15 protein-coding genes are annotated in these 16,824 nt (G+C 62.7%); 14 read left to right on the top strand and 1 reads right to left on the bottom strand.

Translation table 11 applies throughout. The annotated features are described in order from the left end of the window. Positions 1-264 precede the first annotated feature (264 nt). Positions 265-1,179 carry a LysR family transcriptional regulator gene (locus ACF8R3_RS21435; protein WP_058605121.1) on the bottom strand — a complete coding sequence of 305 codons (915 nt, stop codon included), beginning with the start codon at positions 1,177-1,179 and terminating at the stop codon, positions 265-267. A gap of 204 nt (positions 1,180-1,383) precedes the next feature. On the opposite strand from ACF8R3_RS21435, the gene ACF8R3_RS21430 reads away from it, so the two are divergent. The 14 genes from ACF8R3_RS21430 to ureG all read left to right on the top strand — a co-directional run bounded on the left by ACF8R3_RS21430 (position 1,384) and on the right by ureG (position 16,759). Continuing rightward, positions 1,384-2,406 carry a zinc-dependent alcohol dehydrogenase family protein gene (locus ACF8R3_RS21430; RefSeq protein WP_058605122.1) on the top strand — a complete coding sequence of 341 codons (1,023 nt, stop codon included), beginning with the start codon at positions 1,384-1,386 and terminating at the stop codon, positions 2,404-2,406. Between the two features lie 615 nt (positions 2,407-3,021). Then, positions 3,022-4,401, top strand: coding sequence for a hypothetical protein (locus ACF8R3_RS21425; protein WP_392516111.1), 1,380 nt, complete (start codon positions 3,022-3,024; stop codon positions 4,399-4,401). Continuing rightward, complete coding sequence (locus ACF8R3_RS21420) at positions 4,401-5,729, top strand: GntR family transcriptional regulator (protein ID WP_392516110.1); 1,329 nt, start codon at positions 4,401-4,403, stop codon at positions 5,727-5,729. The genes ACF8R3_RS21425 and ACF8R3_RS21420 overlap by 1 nt, the downstream gene beginning before the upstream one ends. Positions 5,730-5,860: 131 nt before the next feature. Then, a complete protein-coding gene (locus tag ACF8R3_RS21415; RefSeq protein WP_392516109.1) occupies positions 5,861-7,510 on the top strand; it encodes a VRR-NUC domain-containing protein in 1,650 nt (549 codons plus the stop codon). Beyond that, positions 7,507-9,768, top strand: coding sequence for an ATP-dependent DNA helicase (locus tag ACF8R3_RS21410; RefSeq protein ID WP_196121874.1), 2,262 nt, complete (start codon positions 7,507-7,509; stop codon positions 9,766-9,768). Before ACF8R3_RS21415 ends, ACF8R3_RS21410 begins: the two co-directional genes overlap by 4 nt. A 243-nt stretch (positions 9,769-10,011) precedes the next feature. Next, the gene (xerC, locus tag ACF8R3_RS21405) at positions 10,012-10,926 is read left to right on the top strand and encodes a tyrosine recombinase XerC (RefSeq protein WP_145254575.1); all 915 of its coding nucleotides are present in this window, start codon (positions 10,012-10,014) and stop codon (positions 10,924-10,926) included. A 280-nt stretch (positions 10,927-11,206) separates the two neighbouring features. Further along, positions 11,207-12,040, top strand: coding sequence for an urease accessory protein UreD (locus ACF8R3_RS21400; RefSeq protein WP_100851361.1), 834 nt, complete (start codon positions 11,207-11,209; stop codon positions 12,038-12,040). Positions 12,041-12,051: 11 nt separating this feature from the next. After that, the gene (locus ACF8R3_RS21395; protein ID WP_003253929.1) at positions 12,052-12,354 is read left to right on the top strand and encodes an urease subunit gamma; all 303 of its coding nucleotides are present in this window, start codon (positions 12,052-12,054) and stop codon (positions 12,352-12,354) included. Positions 12,355-12,373: 19 nt separating this feature from the next. Further along, positions 12,374-12,691, top strand: coding sequence for an urease subunit beta (locus ACF8R3_RS21390; protein WP_028687722.1), 318 nt, complete (start codon positions 12,374-12,376; stop codon positions 12,689-12,691). Then, on the top strand, positions 12,688-14,391 hold the full coding sequence (gene ureC / locus ACF8R3_RS21385) for an urease subunit alpha (RefSeq protein WP_058639350.1): 1,704 nt from the start codon (positions 12,688-12,690) through the stop codon (positions 14,389-14,391). The genes ACF8R3_RS21390 and ureC overlap by 4 nt, the downstream gene beginning before the upstream one ends. Before the next feature lie 10 nt (positions 14,392-14,401). Beyond that, a complete protein-coding gene (gene ureE / locus ACF8R3_RS21380) occupies positions 14,402-14,887 on the top strand; it encodes an urease accessory protein UreE (RefSeq protein ID WP_145254571.1) in 486 nt (161 codons plus the stop codon). Between the two features lie 17 nt (positions 14,888-14,904). Next, positions 14,905-15,450 carry a HupE/UreJ family protein gene (locus tag ACF8R3_RS21375; RefSeq protein ID WP_058639348.1) on the top strand — a complete coding sequence of 182 codons (546 nt, stop codon included), beginning with the start codon at positions 14,905-14,907 and terminating at the stop codon, positions 15,448-15,450. Next, on the top strand, positions 15,450-16,124 hold the full coding sequence (locus ACF8R3_RS21370) for an urease accessory protein UreF (protein WP_392516108.1): 675 nt from the start codon (positions 15,450-15,452) through the stop codon (positions 16,122-16,124). The genes ACF8R3_RS21375 and ACF8R3_RS21370 overlap by 1 nt, the downstream gene beginning before the upstream one ends. Before the next feature lie 11 nt (positions 16,125-16,135). Further along, complete coding sequence (gene ureG / locus ACF8R3_RS21365; RefSeq protein ID WP_027915537.1) at positions 16,136-16,759, top strand: urease accessory protein UreG; 624 nt, start codon at positions 16,136-16,138, stop codon at positions 16,757-16,759. The last annotated feature ends 65 nt before the right edge of the window (positions 16,760-16,824 follow it).

Raw genomic sequence — 16,824 nt, 5'->3', positions numbered from 1 at the left:
GCACGCATTTGTCCAGTGTGGCGGGTGGTGAGCTCACTACGGCTCGGTCATTGAGACGGGGTAGGGTCGCGGGTTCATATCTCCCTCAGTCCACCCATCACCATCTATAACCTGCTTGGCCTCAGGCTGGGGGCATCCTTTTCAAACCATTCATAGCATGCCCTCAAATATGCCCCCCAATGTAGCAATCCACTGGAAGTAAATAGAGCTCCATGGTTTGTGGAAAGGCAGGAATGATCAGCCGAACAGCCTATCCGGCGGCGACTAGAGACTCTCAGGATCCCCAAAAAACATCTGAATCCTAGACCTCAACCACCGCTCCGCCGGATCATTGTCCTGCGCCCCGCGCCAGGCCATGTGCAATTCAAAACTGCGCACCTCCAGCGGCAGCTCTTCAGCCCGCAACCCACCGGCCGCTGTCAGGGCATCGGCCGTGTAATCGGGCACGGTGGCCACGATGTCGGTGCCGGCCAGCAGGCTGCCCAGGCCATTGAACTGCGGCACGGCAAGCACCACGTGGCGCTTGCGTCCAAGCGCCTGCAGGGCTTCGTCGATGAAGCCCGACAGGTCCCCGGCGAACGACACCAGGGCATGGGGCCTTGCGCAAAAATCATCGAGGCTGATGCTGCCCGGTACGCTGTCGGCCCGCAGCAGCTTCGGCCGGCTGCGGCGCAGCACCTTGCGTTTGGCATTGGCGGGCAGTTCGCTGGTGTAGCTGACGCCGACCGAAATTTCACCGGAGGCCAGCAAGGTGGGCATCAGCAGGTAATTGACGCGCCGTATCACCAGCACGATACCTGGCGCTTCGGCGCGTACGCGCTTGAGCAACTGCGGCAGCAGGCCGAATTCGGCATCGTCCGACAGGCCGATGCGAAACACGGCGTTGCTGGTGGCTGGATCGAACTCGGCCGCTCGGCTGACGGCCGTGGAAATCGAATCCAGCGCGGGCGAGAGCAGGGCGAAGATTTCGTTGGCGCGGGCCGAAGGCTCCATGCTGCGGCCGGTGCGCACAAAAAGCGGATCATCGAACAGGTTGCGCAGGCGCGACAGGGCGGCGCTGATGGCGGGTTGGCCGAGGAACAGCTTTTCCGCTGCACGGGTCACGCTTCGCTCGTGCATGAGCGTTTCGAACACGATCAGCAGGTTGAGGTCTACGCGACGCAAGTCGTTTCGATTCATCGGGGCGCTTCGCCAGAAAAGGAGCAGGGGTGAATATTAAGGCCAAAGGCTGGTAACCTGCACCCATCCAGGGGGCCAATTGCAGGGAAAATGCAGGGCCCAATCGATGACAGGCATGTCGACTATTAATGACCGCGGCTGGTCTGATGGGTAAAGCCCGGATAGAGTCAGTGGTAATTGATGTTTCACGAGGCGAGGTAGGCGATGTCCCGCATGATTCGGTTCCACAAGTTCGGCGCTGCGGATGTGCTCCGTTGCGAGGAGCAGGCTGAGCCGATGCCCGCCGCCGGTGAGGTGCAAATCCGCGTCGAGGCGATCGGTGTCAGCTGGTACGACGTGCTCTGGCGCCAGAACCTGGCGTCCTCCCGTGCACGGCTGCCAGCCGGTATAGGTCATGAAATGGCCGGCGTGGTGACGGCGGTGGGCGAGGCGGTCGACGACATCGTGGTCGGTGACAGGGTCGCGAGCTTCCCCGCCACCAGTGCCAACGATCACCCGGTGTACGGTGACGTCATCGTCTTGCCCCGTTCAGCCATCACCCGCTATCCCGAGGTGCTGACACCGATCGAAGCGAGCGTGCACTACACGCCGCTGCTGATCGCCTATTTTGCGTACGTCGATCTGGCCCGTGCAAAAAGTGGGCAGACGGCACTGGTCACCGATGCCAGTCATTGCGCGGGCCCGGCGTTCGTGCAGCTGGGCAAGGCGCTTGGGCTGACGGTGTTTGCCGCGACCAAGGATGGCGAGCAGCGTGACTATCTGCTCGGCCTGGGCGCTGACAAAGTGATCGTCACCGAGGAGCAGGACCTGGTGATGCAGGTAGGCAAGTACACCGAAGGTCGCGGTGTAGACATGGTGCTCGATGGCCTGGGTGGGCCACAGATGTCGTTGCTCGGTGATGTCTTGGCCCCGCGTGGCAGCCTGGTGCTGTATGGCCTGCAAGGCGGCAACCAGACCCCATTCCCGGCCTGTGCTGCATTCCAGAAGAACATTCAGTTCTACGTGCACTGTATTGGCAATTTTACAGGCAAGCCTGAATTGGGCATCAGCCAGGACCAGGTGGCCTTGCACAGGGCATTGCGCGACATCAACCAGTTCACGGCCGATAAGCTGCTCACGCCGCAGATCATCAAGGTGTATCCGTTCGAGCAAGTGGTCGACGCCCATCGGTACATGGACCAGTGCCCTTGCGGCGGGCGCGTGGTTCTGGACCTCACGCCAGCCTGACAAGCCACTTGCTGATAGCTCGCTTCACTGGGTGGGCATCTACAGGTCGCTGCCGGCCGCATCTGGCTTTACCCGCACATACTCCTCCCAACAGTCAGCCGTCGCCGGCGTGATCCCCGGCGACGGCTGACTGTTCCTGGTTGTTTACTCGCTTCGACCCGTGGCCGGGGGCCTGTGCATGAATTTATAAAAGGATAGGTCCTACAATGGACGAAGACTGATACTACATAAAGTTTCAGTGTTCTCGAGTTGCAGAAATATTTCGCCTCTTATCTTTGATTGAAGTCTTTAAGTTTCAACGTCAAGCTGTCGTTTCATCACTGCTGACTACTTTTTTTCCCCTGATCTGTATCTTTAATTCTTCTGTTGCATATCGATAATGGCGCAATGACAGTTTACGCAAGGAGCGTGATATGAGCAGGGCTGAGCTGGCTGGGCAATGGCGTGAAGGTCCGGTGTGCCATGGGCATGCGGTGAGGGTTTCCGATGTGTGTCGACAGTGAAGGTGAACTTCGTTGTGCGTGAACTGTAACGACCTTTCGGAGTACCCCCGGGCCGGTGGATGCCAAGTGCTTTGTGCATCGACTGACCGCATGAACTGGACGAGGTAATATCGTGACGGCTATTCACGATCAGGCTATGCATCATATCTATCGGCAAGTGCTGGAGCGCTTGTTGAATCATATGTCCCAATCACAACGTGCGTCCTTGCAGTTGTTGATTCAGCGATTGCTAATAGCTGCCGGAGGTGCTGAATATATCGGGACATTCCGTGTATTGGTCCTGCATGGCAACGACCGCCGTAGTGCAAGGTTACTGGCCATGCTTCGGGCTGCGCAATTGAGCATCGCCGCACGCGGGCCGGTCACCTTCCAGTTGCGCGTGTTGGTGATCAGTCAACCCGCTCCCAGTTTCAACACCCTGATAGCTCACGAGCGTGCGTTCAATGCCTTGTTCCTGCAGGATGATCCACGCGTTGAGTTGCTTATGGTCCAGGGCCGGGCAGTCAGGCCCTTTTCGCGAGACTGGGTGCCCAGCAGAGACGACGCCCCTCCGGCCAGCACTGCCATGCTGCTGTTGGGGCATCTGGCAGGGGCTAGGCCCGAGGGGTTGCTAGGCGCTTGGCTTTATCTGGACCTGGCAACCACCTTCAGTGAGGCCGTGCAGTCTCAAACACCTGTCGACGTGATGATCACGGCAATACCGGCGCGAGAGCGGCATCGTTTTCTGGCCTGGTTCCGGCGCATCCTGCACCTTGCAGGCGAAAATGGCTTGCCCGAGGCGCAGCATTGCCTGGCTGCGTTAGCCGATGGGCTCAGTCAACTGTCACGGCGGCTGGAGGGTGTTGGTGGCCAGGAAACCATGCCGGCAGGCCGGGAGGTGCAGGCACGTACACCACTGCGAGTCATGGCGATCGATGAGCTTCTGGCAGACTTGCTTGAAGGGCAAAAACTCGAATCGATGCTCGGCAATGCGTGTGCAGTGCCAGAGGATGCCTATCCATTGGGGGCGTTCGTGGAGCCTGAAACGTTGGCGCAGGTGCGCCAATTGCAGAGCCGCGCTCAGCAAACCCTGGGGTGCAGGCCTGCATTGTCGCTCAAAAATCAGGTAGACAAACCGGGCCGGGGCCGCGCCGCGCAGGCGGGCGGCGTGCTGGGTTTGAGTCACGATCAGTTGATTTGCCTGCTGTTTGCACCTTTCGCTCGCAGGGGTGAGCATTTGGAGCGCTACCTCAAGTGCCGGCATACCGACATGCTGGTGGCATTGCCCTATTTGCACTACGCCTTACGCGGCGAGCCTTGTCCACAGGCCGTGAAGGCTTGGCTCGTCAATGTCAGTGGCTTGCCTGTTGCACAGCTGCGGGCCGTGTATGAAACCAGCTTGCCTGCCTCGGCCATTCGCGTGTTCAGGCACCTGGCCAGGCGTGACATCAACCTGCGTCTGCTGTGTCAGGCGCCATTGCCGGCGCAGGGCAGTGACGTGGAGTGGTCGTGATGCCGCAGGCCCCGCATCGCGAGTTTGCCTACCGCAAGGTCTACCGGTACATTGAAGCACTCATTGATCAATCGCCGCCCGGCCAACGACAGCGTTTGCCCTCGCTGCGTGGCCTGGCTTCGAGGCTGCGGGTGTCGTTGGGCACTGTTCAGCACGCCTATAACCTGCTGGAGGAAGCCGGTCGTGTTCAGCGCCTGCCCAGATCGGGCTACTTCGTGCACGGTGCGTCAAGCAGCGAGCTGGCCATCGTGCCCCGGCAGCTGCCGGTATTCGAGCCATCGCTGTTCGAGCTGAACTTGCACAACCATGAACGCCGGCTGGCGCGTCAGCGGCTGCGAGCCGTGGGCAGGGGGCAGGATCCGGGGAGCGTGAGATTGCGTCAGGCGCTTGCAGAGCGCTACACCCATTCCAGCAGCCGTTACTGGTGCGCCAAGGATGTGCACGTGGCGCCGGACCTCACTGCGTTGCTCGATACGGTGTGGGCAGCGCTCGAACTTCGGCATGCGACAGTACTGGTTCATTCACCGTGCTGCTGGCAGCTACTGCAGGCGCTCGCCCGGACCGGGGTGCCCGTGCTGGAGGTGCCAGTGGATACTCGGGGTGATCTGAATCTGTATGCGCTGACCTGTCTGTTGGAAAGCGAGCCAGTGGGGCTTGTGGTGTTGCCCTCATGTCTGAGCACGCCACAAGGGCGGTTAGTGTCCTCGGCGGGCCAGCAGCAGTTGGGCCATCTGCTTTCACGCTATCGGGTATGGGTGCTGGAAAGCGACCTGGACAGCGAGCTCTGTCACGCAGGCCCGCCTCTCATACGCCAGCGAGACTGGGTGGATGTCAGGCAACTGTTGGTGGTGGGTGGGTTCGAGGCAGTGCTTGGGCCCGAGGCCCCGTATGCCTACGTACTCGGACCAACCGGTGCACTGACCAGAGGCTTTGGCGAACGGGCTTTCCGCTTGCCACCCTTACGCATGCAAGCGCTGGCCTGCATGTTGGACAAAGGGGAGGTGGACGCACAATGGGCCTGGCTTCGCCAGGCGCTGCAACGCCGTACCCGAACATTGGCACGCGTGCTCGCGTTACGCTTCGGGCCACAGCTGCAACTGCGTTTGCCCGACGGCGGCGGCTTGATCTGGGCAAGGTTGCGCCAGCCTGTGCATTGGGAGTCCATCAGCAAGGCGCTGGCAGGCACGTCGCTGCATGCCATGCCTGGCAAGCACTTCAGCTTGCAAAGCCGCTTTCAGCACCACCTGGCCCTGGGCTGGACCGGCGATGACCCGGTAGAGCTACAGATTGCCGTCGATCGACTGGCTCGGATCGCCGGGCATCCCTGATGACCTTACCAGCCGGCATCGGCCGTGCTGCCACGGTGCGAAGGTGCACGGCCCGACCCGCGGCACTTGTCACATGGGCCAATCTGTATGTATAACCAGTACCCCGTAAAGCTGCCGTCCGACCGATTTCCGTGATTGCCCATTCTGTCGAAGATCCCCTGTATTACCTGCATAACTTCCGCCAGGTCCTGTGCTGGGTGGGGCAGCGCTATGCAGACCTGCTCGATCTGAGCGAGAAGGCGTTCATCGCTGCGTTCGCCGAGTTGGACCCGCCTGCGCAAGCGATCATGGTGCGCATGGTCATGCGCAAGGGTGAGCTGTTTCGCGATGATCGCCTGCAGTATGCCGAAATCGGTGATATCGGGCAGGCCCTGGCACCTCTGATCGGGCTCGGCTGGGTGTGCGAGCCCGAGCACTTGACCCTCGAGCAGTTGTTCACGCTCTTGCGCAAGGATGAACTGGCGCAGTGCTTTGCAGCGCAGCTCAGCCGGCCGCGTGCGGTCAAGCATGAGCTGCTGGCCGAGTTGCAAGCATTGGAACTGGCTCCGCGGTCGCTGCGCCAATGGTTCGCCGACAGTGAGCTGCGTATCGTGCAGTGGTGTCGACAGCCGGTCTGTGACCGAATTCGGCTGCTGTTTTTCGGCAATCTCTATCAAGACTGGTCGGACTTCGTGCTCGCCGACCTGGGGGTGCTGCGCTTCGAGCAAGTAGCGTTCAGCGCTGACTCGCGGGCCTTGCACCAGCGCTCGGAGGTTGATCTGGCCCTGGCGCTGCACCAGTGCGCCGAGCATCTTGAGGAGGGCGCCGATACCGCTTCGATCCTGGCGACACTGCAAGGTTTGCACAGTGGCAATGCATGGCTGGCCAGGCGCCGGGCGCGGTTGCTGTTCGCGCTGGGCCAGCAGTGCGAACGCAGGGGCGAGTGGGATCAGGCTATGGCGGTGTACGCCCAGTGCGCCCATCCCCAGGCGCGCATTCGTCAAGTACGCGTACTGGAGCGCACACAGTCCTGGGAGCAGGCCCATGCCCTGGCTCTGCAACTGGCAGCAGCGCCGGCCAATGCGCTTGAGGTACAGGCGCTGGAGCGCATGTTGCCGCGCCTGGCGCGCAAGCTCGGCGGGCCACCTCAGCGTCGCCAGCGCCTCAAGCCCGTCGAGGTGATGGAGCTGGAACTGCCCAGAGCCCACGCCGAGCTTGGCGTCGAGGAAGCGGTGCGACAGCATCTGGCTACGGCGGGTGGGGAGGTTCACTATGTGGAAAACACTCTGTTCAACAGCTTGTTCGGCCTGCTGTGCTGGGAGGCCGTGTTCGCCCCGGTCCCAGGAGCCTTCTTCAACCCGTTCCAGTCGGCGCCACAAGACCTGCACGACAGCGACTTCCAGCATCGGCGCAGCCAAGTGTTCGAGCGTTGCCTGAGCCGGCTGGACGACGGGACACATCGGCAGGCCATTCTGGACTGCTATGCCACCAAGCGCGGCCTGCAATCGCCTTTCGTATTCTGGGGCATGCTCAGTGAAACCCTGCTTGACCAAGCCTTGGGCTGCTTGCCGGGCGCCCATCTGAAGCAGTGCTTTTTGAGGCTGCTGCAGGACATTCGCAACAACCGCACCGGTATGCCGGACCTGATCCAGTTCTGGCCGGAGCAAGGCCGCTACCGCATGGTGGAGGTCAAGGGGCCAGGTGATCGCCTGCAGGACAACCAGCTGCGGTGGCTGGAATTCTGCCGCCTGCATGGCCTGCCGGTCGCGGTGTGTCATGTGCGCTGGAGCGAGGCGGCGTGAGCTACAGCGTAGCCGTACGGGCGTTGTGTGAGTTCAGCGCCAAGGTGGGTGACCTGGACCTGCGCTTCACGCCGTCGCCCACAGCCCAGGAAGGCATTGAAGGCCATCGGCGCGTGGTCGCCCGCCGGGGGGCGGGCTATGAGTCGGAAATCGCCCTTGAAGGGCAGTTTGAAACCCTGCGTGTTCGCGGACGCGCCGACGGCTATGACCCGGCCTGCAACCGCCTCGAAGAAATCAAGACCCACCGCGGTGACCTGGCCCGCCAGCCTGACAATCATCGCCAATTGCATTGGGCTCAGGCCAAGGTCTATGGCTGGCTGCTGTGTCAGGCGCGTGGCCTGTCAGCCCTTGATGTGGCCCTGGTGTATCTGGACGTCGACAGTGACGGGCAGACGCTGATCACCCAGCACTGCACGGCGACTGATCTGCAGGCCTTCTTCGACGACCAGTGCCAACGGTTTCTGGCCTGGGCTCACCGTCAGCAACGACGCCTTGCGCAGCGCGACCAAGGGCTACTGGCGCTGCGCTTTCCCTATCCGCAGTTTCGGCAAGGGCAGCGGCAGCTGTCTGAGACCCTGTACAAGGCCGTGAGCACTGGCCGCTGCCTGATGGCCCAGGCCAGTACCGGCATCGGCAAGACGCTTGGCACGCTGTTTCCCTTGCTCAAGGCCATGGTGCCGCAGCAGTTGGACAAGCTGTTCTTCCTGACAGCCAAGACACCGGGGCGCGCGCTGGCCCTGGATGCCCTTCGCCAACTGACCGATACCCAGGCCCAGCCCGGCTTGCGCACGCTGGAGCTGATCGCCCGCGACAAGGCCTGCGAACACCCGGACAAGGCCTGCCACGGAGAGTCATGTCCGTTGGCGGCGGGCTTCTACGACAGGCTGCCTGCCGCACGCGAAGCCGCCGCTGCCCAGCCCATGCTCGACCGCAGCAGCCTGCGCGCAGTGGCGTTGGCCCATCAGGTATGCCCTTATTACCTGGGGCAGGAAATGGCGCGCTGGGTCGATGTACTGATTGCCGACTACAACTACTACTTCGATGCCCACGCCTTGCTCTTCGGCCTGGCCCAGGCCAACCAATGGCGTACTGCCGTTTTGGTGGATGAAGCCCACAACCTGGTCGAGCGCGGCCGCAGCATGTACAGCGCCAGCCTCGATCAGGGCCAGTTGCAGGCATTGCGTCAACGTAAGCCGGCCGGGCTGACCACGGCGCTGGACCGTTTAAACCGGCAGTGGAATGCGCTGCACAAGGAACAGCGCGCGCCGTACCAGGCCAGTGACGCGTTGCCCCAAGCGCTGCTACGCGCGCTCCAGCAGTGCACCAGCCTGATTCAGGAGCAGATGAACCAATCCCCGGCGCATACCGATCCGCACCTGCTGCAGTTTTTCTTCAACGCGTTGCAGTTCAACCGGGTGGCAGAACTGTTCGACGAGCATTTTCTTTTCGACATCAGCGTGCGCAACGGCCCACGCAATAAGCGCTATTCCACCCTGTGCCTGCGTAACGTCAACCCAGCGCGGCTGCTCGCGCCCCGTATGCTGGCGGCCCGCAGCGTGACCTTGTTTTCAGCCACCCTGAGCCCCCGGCGCTTCTACCACGACCTGCTGGGCATGCCGGCGGACACCGCCTGGCTCGAGGTAGCCGCGCCGTTTCGCGCCGAGCAGCTGGAAGTGCGCATTGCAAGTCAGGTTTCCACGCGTTATCAGCAGCGCAGCGCCTCGTTGGCGCCGATCGTCGAGCTGATTGCGCAGCAATACCAGCGCCTTCCGGGTAACTACCTTGCCTTCTTCAGCAGCTTCGAATATCTGCAGCAGGTGGCCGAGCTGCTGGCGCGCCAGCACGGGCAAATCCCCCTCTGGTCGCAAGCCCCAGGGATGGACGAGGGCGAGCGTCAGGCGTTTCTCGACCGTTTCGTCGAGGGCGGCCGCGGCGTAGGGTTTGCGGTGTTGGGCGGGGCCTTCGGTGAAGGGGTCGATCTGCCGGGGACGCGCTTGATCGGCGCGTTCGTGGCCACTTTGGGCCTACCCCAGGTCAACCCGATCAACGAGCAGTTCAAGCAGCGGCTTGGTCGCCAGTTCGGCGCTGGGTTCGACTATGCCTACCTGTATCCAGGTGTGCGCAAAGTCATCCAGGCAGCAGGGAGGGTCATCCGGGGCGACCAGGACCGCGGGGTACTGGTACTTATCGACGAGCGCTTTGCCGAACCCCGTGTTCAGCAGATGTTTCCAGGCTGGTGGCCGCCAGCGATTGCTTGACACTGCAGCGCGGGCCCTTTGCCGCTACTGATGAAAAGGCAGCTTTAAGGCCCTGCGTTCGTTCTGGTGGGCCCTTTGCGGTAAGATCAGCGGCCACACCGTTCCACAATCCGTTGTATTTGAGGGCGGTTGAGCGTGTCAGGTTCGCAGTGGCTTGGCCCGTGCGCTGTCTCCGAGGCCTGAGAATGGGTAGCTTGCACTCATCGTCCGCCTGCGCTGCAACACGGCTACAGGATTTATGTTTTGTCCGAACTTTCGAAAAACCCGCTCTTGCAGTACATGGACCGGCTGGCGCCCTCCAGCCAGCAGACCATGCGCTATATCCTCCAGGACGCTGCCGACCGGCTAGGGTTCGTGGACTGCAACCTGGTCGATGTGCCGTGGCATCAGCTCGAGCCTGGTCATGTGATAGGGCTGGTCGCCGCGCTGCGCAGCGATGGTTTTGCGCCCAATAGCTCGTCGCTGTACGTCAACGCCATCCGCGGCGTGATGAACGAGGCCTGGCGACAGGGCCTGATCGACCACGAGCACCTGCTGCGCATGCGCGAGGTCAAACCTGCCACTGGCTCGCGACTACCGCCTGGTCGCAACCTGCGGCGCAGCCTGATTCGGGAACTGATGGACGTCTGCGCCGCTGACCCGCGCCCGCAGGGCGTTCGTGATGCGGCCATCATCGCCCTGTTGTACGGCACCGGCATGCGCAAGTCGGAATCGGTGGACATCGACCTGAATCAAGTGGATTTCGAGGCGCGCAGTTTGCAGGTGGTGGGTAAGGGCAATCACCAGCTGATCAAGTACGCACCGCCCTGGGCCTTCGAAAAACTGCAGGCCTGGCTTGACCTGCGGCGCGCTGGCTTGCCTGCCGGCGCAGAGGACGATCCGTTCCTGTTCAACCGAATTCGGCGGGGCAACCACATCACCCGGGCTCGCATCACCAAGCATGCGATCTACTACATTGCCCGCCAACGCGGTGCGCAGGTCGGTGTGAAGATCATGCCGCACGATTTTCGTCGCGCCTTCATCACGCGGGTCATCGAAGAGCATGACCTGTCCATCGCTCAGAAGCTGGCGCACCACGCCAACATCCAGACCACGGCCATCTATGACCGGCGCGATGACAACGAACGTCGGCGTGCCGTGGACCGTTTCGACTACTGAACACGCCTGTCCCTTGTCGCAAGATAGCCCACCCCATGCCTAGGCCCACGAGCACCTCAATGGCGCTCGTGCATGCCCTTGGCCAGTGCGCCCACCAACCAGCTGCCCAATGCGGGCGCAGCGCTCTGATTCAAGCATCTACCGCTGAGCTGCCGAATTGGCCCATTCCCTGCTGTGTCCACCTCGAGAATTTGATCGAGTGGTCAGGCAGGAACGCGTAGTCGTCCCCGCCCGGTCCCCTCGCAACGGCCATGAGGCCACGCACTACAAGGGCTGCAGGATGATGCTCGCAGAGCCGCTTAAAGCATTGGACGACCCGACCGGGTGGAGCGCTTGTCTGCAACTGCGTTTTGTCGTACGCGAGGATGTGACCCGCCTTGGTGCGCGCCGGCATTTCGGACCTCTTTTGGTGCAGCGGCCATTCTATCCGGAAGGCGCGCCATGCCACGTCTATGTCCTGCACCCGCCAGGCGGCATCGTCGCCGGTGACCGGCTAGAGTTGGACATCAGCCTGGAGCCCGGTAGTCACGCGCTGCTTACCATGCCGGGGGCGAGCAAGTTCTACCGCAGCGTGGGCCCTACGGCGCGCCTGACCCAGCGCTTTCACCTGGCAGCGGGCAGCACACTGGAGTGGCTGCCTCAGGACAGCATCTTTTTCAATGGTGCCAAGGCAACGCTCGAGAGCCGCTTCACCCTCGAAGCCGGCGCTCGACTACTGGCCTGGGAAACCTTGTGCCTGGGTAGGCCGGTCATGCAAGAGCGCTTCGAGCAAGGCGCGCTCGACAGCCTGCTGAGCATCGAGCTTGCAGGCCAAATCGGCCTGCACGAACGCTTGCGGGTGCGCGGTGGACGTCTGGAGAAGCTCGGTGGTCATCCGTTGCTGGCAACGTTCTGCGCTGCGCCCGCCAATCAAGACACGCTTGAGGCCATACGCCCGCATCTGGACGCGCTGGGTATCCCGGCAGGCGCGACGCTGCTCGGCTCGCTGCTGGTGATCCGCCTGCTCGATCACGACAACCAACACCTGCAACACACCCTGCAACGCCTTTGGCAGGTGCTGCGTCCGGCCATCCTGGGGTTGTCCGCCTGCCCGCCACGAATCTGGGCCACCTGAAGAGAGTACCGATGGAGCTGACCCCTAGAGAGAAAGACAAATTGTTGCTGTTCACCGCCGCATTGCTGGCCGAACGGCGCCTGGCCCGTGGCCTTAAGCTCAACTACCCCGAGGCGGTGGCGCTGATCAGCGCGGCGGTGCTCGAAGGGGCACGTGACGGGCGTACGGTCGCCGAGCTGATGAGCCTTGGCCGTGAAGTACTGACCCGCGAGCAGGTTATGCCCGGCATCGCCGAGATGCTGCACGACGTGCAGGTAGAAGCAACGTTTCCCGATGGCACCAAGCTTGTGACGGTGCATGACCCCATTGTCTGAAACCCCACCGGAGCCCCTGATGATTCCAGGTGAAATCCAGGTCGCCCTTGGCGACATCGAGCTCAACAGCGGCCGTGCCACCGTCAGCGTGAGCGTTGCCAACCACGGCGACCGACCCGTGCAGGTCGGGTCGCATTACCATTTCTACGAGGTCAACGCGGCCCTGGTCTTCGAGCGTGGCCCCACCCGCGGGTTTCGCCTGGACATCCCGGCAGGTACCGCCGTGCGTTTCGAACCAGGCCAGGCCCGTACCGTGCAGTTGGTCGCCTATGCCGGCAAGCGCGAGGTGTATGGGTTTCAGGGCAAGGTCATGGGGCCTTTGGAGCGTGAAGCATGAGCCGACTGTCTCGCCAGGCCTATGCCGACATGTTCGGGCCCACGGTAGGGGACCGGGTACGCCTGGCCGACACCGAGCTGTGGGTGGCCGTCGAAAAGGATTACACCCTGTACGGTGAAGAGGTGAAGTTTGGCGGCGGCAAGGTCATCCGTGACGGCATGGGCCAAGGGCAGATGCTGGCCGCCGAGGCCATGGACCTGGTCTTTACCAATGCGCTGATCATCGACCACTGGGGCATCGTCAAAGCTGACATTGGCATCAAGCATGGCCGCATCGCCGGCATTGGCAAGGCCGGCAACCCTGACGTCCAGCCAGGCGTCACCTTGCCGATCGGCCCTGGTACCGAGGTGATTGCGGCCGAAGGCAAGATCGTCACGGCTGGCGGCATCGATTCGCACATCCATTTCATCTGCCCCCAGCAGGTGGATGAAGCCCTCAATAGCGGCGTGACGACCTTCATTGGCGGTGGTACCGGGCCCGCCACCGGCACCAATGCCACCACCTGCACCCCAGGCCCCTGGTACTTGGCGCGCATGCTCCAGGCAGCCGACAGCTTGCCCATCAACATAGGGCTGCTGGGCAAAGGCAATGCATCGCGTCCCGAGGCACTGCGCGAGCAGATCGCCGCCGGCGCCGTGGGGCTGAAGCTGCACGAGGATTGGGGCTCGACCCCAGCGGCCATCGACTGTTGCCTGGGGGTGGCCGAGGAGATGGACATCCAGGTGGCCATCCATACCGACACCCTCAATGAGTCCGGCTGCATCGAAGACACCCTGGCCGCCATTGGCGAGCGCACCATCCATACCTTTCACACCGAAGGGGCTGGCGGGGGCCATGCGCCGGACATCATTCGGGCAGCGGGGCAGGCCAATGTACTGCCGTCCTCGACCAACCCCACGTTGCCTTACACGGTCAATACCGTGGATGAGCACCTGGACATGCTGATGGTCTGCCACCACCTGGACCCGAGCATTGCCGAAGACGTCGCCTTCGCCGAGTCGCGTATCCGGCGCGAGACCATTGCGGCCGAGGATATCCTGCACGACATGGGCGCCTTCGCCATGACATCTTCCGATTCCCAGGCCATGGGCCGGGTCGGAGAAGTCGTGCTGCGCACCTGGCAGGTGGCGCACCAGATGAAAAAGCGGCGCGGGCCCCTGGCGCCCGACACCGCGTACAGCGACAACTTCCGGGTCAAGCGGTACATCGCCAAATACACCATCAACCCTGCAGTCACCCACGGCATCGCCCATGAGGTCGGCTCGGTCGAGCCGGGCAAACTGGCAGACCTGGTGTTGTGGTCTCCGGCGTTTTTCGCGGTCAAGCCGGCGTTGGTGATCAAGGGCGGAATGATCGTCACTGCGCCCATGGGCGACGTCAACGGCTCGATTCCAACGCCGCAACCGGTGCACTACCGACCGATGTTCGGCGCCCTGGGCGCGGCCCGCCATGCCACCCGCATGACCTTCCTGCCACAAGCCGCAATCGACGATGGCCTGCATCAGGCGTTGAACCTGCGCAGCCTGATCGGGGTGGCCCACGGCTGCCGACGGGTGCGCAAGGCCGACATGATCCACAACACCCTGCAACCGGTGATCGAAGTCGATGCCCAGACCTATCAGGTCAGGGCCGACGGTGAACTGCTGGTGTGCGAACCGGCCACCGAGCTGCCGTTGGCGCAGCGCTATTTCCTGTTCTGAAGGAGCCCCGATGTTAGTTCTGTCTCGTCGTATCACCGACCCCGGCACCCATGCCGTAACCGGCACTGTCACCCTGGATGTGGACAGCCGCATCAAGAGCCGTTTGCGGGTAACCCTTGACGATGGCCGCGAAGCGGGCCTGATGCTCGAACGGGGGCACTTGCTGCGCGGCGGAGAACTGCTGACGGATGCTACCGGCAGCCAGTTGATCCGGGTGCAGGCCGCGGCCGAAGCAGTCTCGACCGTGCGGTGTGCAGACCCGCACCTGCTGGCACGCGCCGCCTACCACCTGGGGAATCGACACGTACCTCTGCAGATCGAGCCTGGCCTGCTGCGCTTTCAGCATGACCATGTGCTCGATGACATGCTGCGCGGCCTGGGCCTGACCGTGGAGGCCGAACAAGCGCCTTTCGAGCCTGAGGCCGGTGCCTACCAGAGCACACCCCATACCCATGGCCATGGTCACCCCTTCGTGCGCCTGCCTGCTCATTCCTGACCCTACTGGAGCTACCTATGAAAAAGACGTTCGCGCTGTTGTTACTGATGCTGGCGTTGCCCGCTTTCGCCCACCCTGGTCACGATACCCACCCGCTACAGGACGGGCTGTTGCACCCGTTGACCGGGCTGGATCACCTGTTGATGCTGCTGGGCACTGGCGTGTTGGCGGCGCTCACTGGCCGCACGTTGCTGCTGCCCTTGGCGACATTGGCGGCGATGTTCGCCGGTGCTGTAGGGGGACACTTGTTCGGCAATGTACTGGGCATGGAAACCCTGATTGCAGGCTCGCTGGTGGTGGCCGGTGCGGCCATGCTGCTGCCAGCACGGCAACTGCTGCTGGCGCTGGCCATGCCGGTGTTTGCGCTGTTCCATGGCTGGGCGCATGGGGTAGAGGCGACGCCCAGCGCGTTCTGGCAATTCAGCGCAGGCTTCGTTGCAGTGAGCGGGCTGTTACTGGCCTGTGGCTACGCAGCAGGCTTGCTGCTGCGCCGCCATGCACGGCTGCAGAAAGCGTTCGGCGGTGGGCTGCTGGCCGGCGCAGCACTGGTGCTGGCCGGTTGATGAGCACCGATCTGGCGTTGCTGCGGTTGCTGCAGCTGGCAAGCCCCGGCTTGCCGGTCGGGGGCTTCACCTATTCGCAAGGCCTGGAATGGGCAGTCGAGGCAGGGTGGGTCAAGGACACAGATGGTTTTGCCGCCTGGCAGCGCGAACAGATCCAGGACACCTTGGCGTACCTGGACTGGCCCGTGCTTGTCCGCCTGTACAACGCCTGCCTGGCCAGCGATGCCGAGGCCTACGCCCATTGGTGCCAGTTCTTGCTGGCCAATCGCGAAACGGCAGAGCTGCGCCTGGAAGAGCAACAGCGTGGGGCCGCCCTGGCGCGACTGCTCGACGGTTGGCAGCTGGCCCAGGTTCCGGCTTGGCGTGAGAGCCTGGGGCTCACCCAGCTGGGTGGCATGGCCTGGCTGGCCGTGCATTGGGCGATCCCCTTGCGGCAACTGGCCATGGGCTACGGTTTCGCCTGGCTTGAAGGGGCGGTAATGGCCGGTGTCAAGCTGGTGCCGTTCGGCCAACAGGCTGCCCAGACCCTGCTGCATGCGCTGAGCAATGACTTGCCCGAGGCATTCGACCACGCCCTGACCCTTGGCGACGACCAGCTTGGCGGCGGCTTGCCACTGCTGGCCATCGCTTCATCGCGCCATGAAACCCAATACACCCGTTTGTTCCGTTCTTGAGGACTGCCTGAATGCAAAGCTATCAACAACCCCTGCGTGTCGGTGTGGGTGGCCCCGTGGGCTCCGGCAAGACCGCATTGCTCGAAGCGCTGTGCAAGGCCATGCGCGACCATTACCAGATCGCGGTGGTGACCAATGACATCTATACCAAGGAAGACCAGCGCATCCTGACCGAAGCCGGTGCACTTGAGCCTGAGCGCATCGTGGGCGTCGAAACCGGCGGCTGCCCGCACACGGCCATCCGTGAAGATGCGTCGATGAACCTCGCAGCCGTCGAGGAGCTGGCACGCAAGTTTGGCAACCTTGAAGTCATCTTTGTCGAAAGTGGCGGCGATAACCTGAGTGCGACGTTCAGCCCCGAGCTGGCCGACCTCACTATCTACGTAATCGACGTAGCCGAAGGCGAGAAGATTCCGCGCAAGGGTGGACCCGGCATCACCAAGTCCGATTTCCTGGTCATCAACAAGACCGACCTGGCACCGTACGTTGGGGCTTCACTCGAAGTAATGGAGCGTGACACCCAACGGATGCGGCCCGAGCGGCCCTGGACGTTCAGCAATCTGAAAAAGGGGGAGGGGTTGCAGGCGGTGATCGACTTCATCATCGAGCGGGGCATGCTGGGCGTGCGAACCTGACCCCCGCTTGATGGGCAATACCCAGCCAGGCGGGCATGCCAGGCTGGGTAGACGCGACCCGGCAG

The organism is Pseudomonas sp. FYR_7, assembly GCF_043106155.1.
Taxonomy (GTDB): Bacteria; Pseudomonadota; Gammaproteobacteria; order Pseudomonadales; family Pseudomonadaceae; genus Aquipseudomonas; species Aquipseudomonas parafulva_B.
Note: the sequence above shows the minus strand (reverse complement) of the source record. Positions and strands in the feature narration are given on the sequence as shown.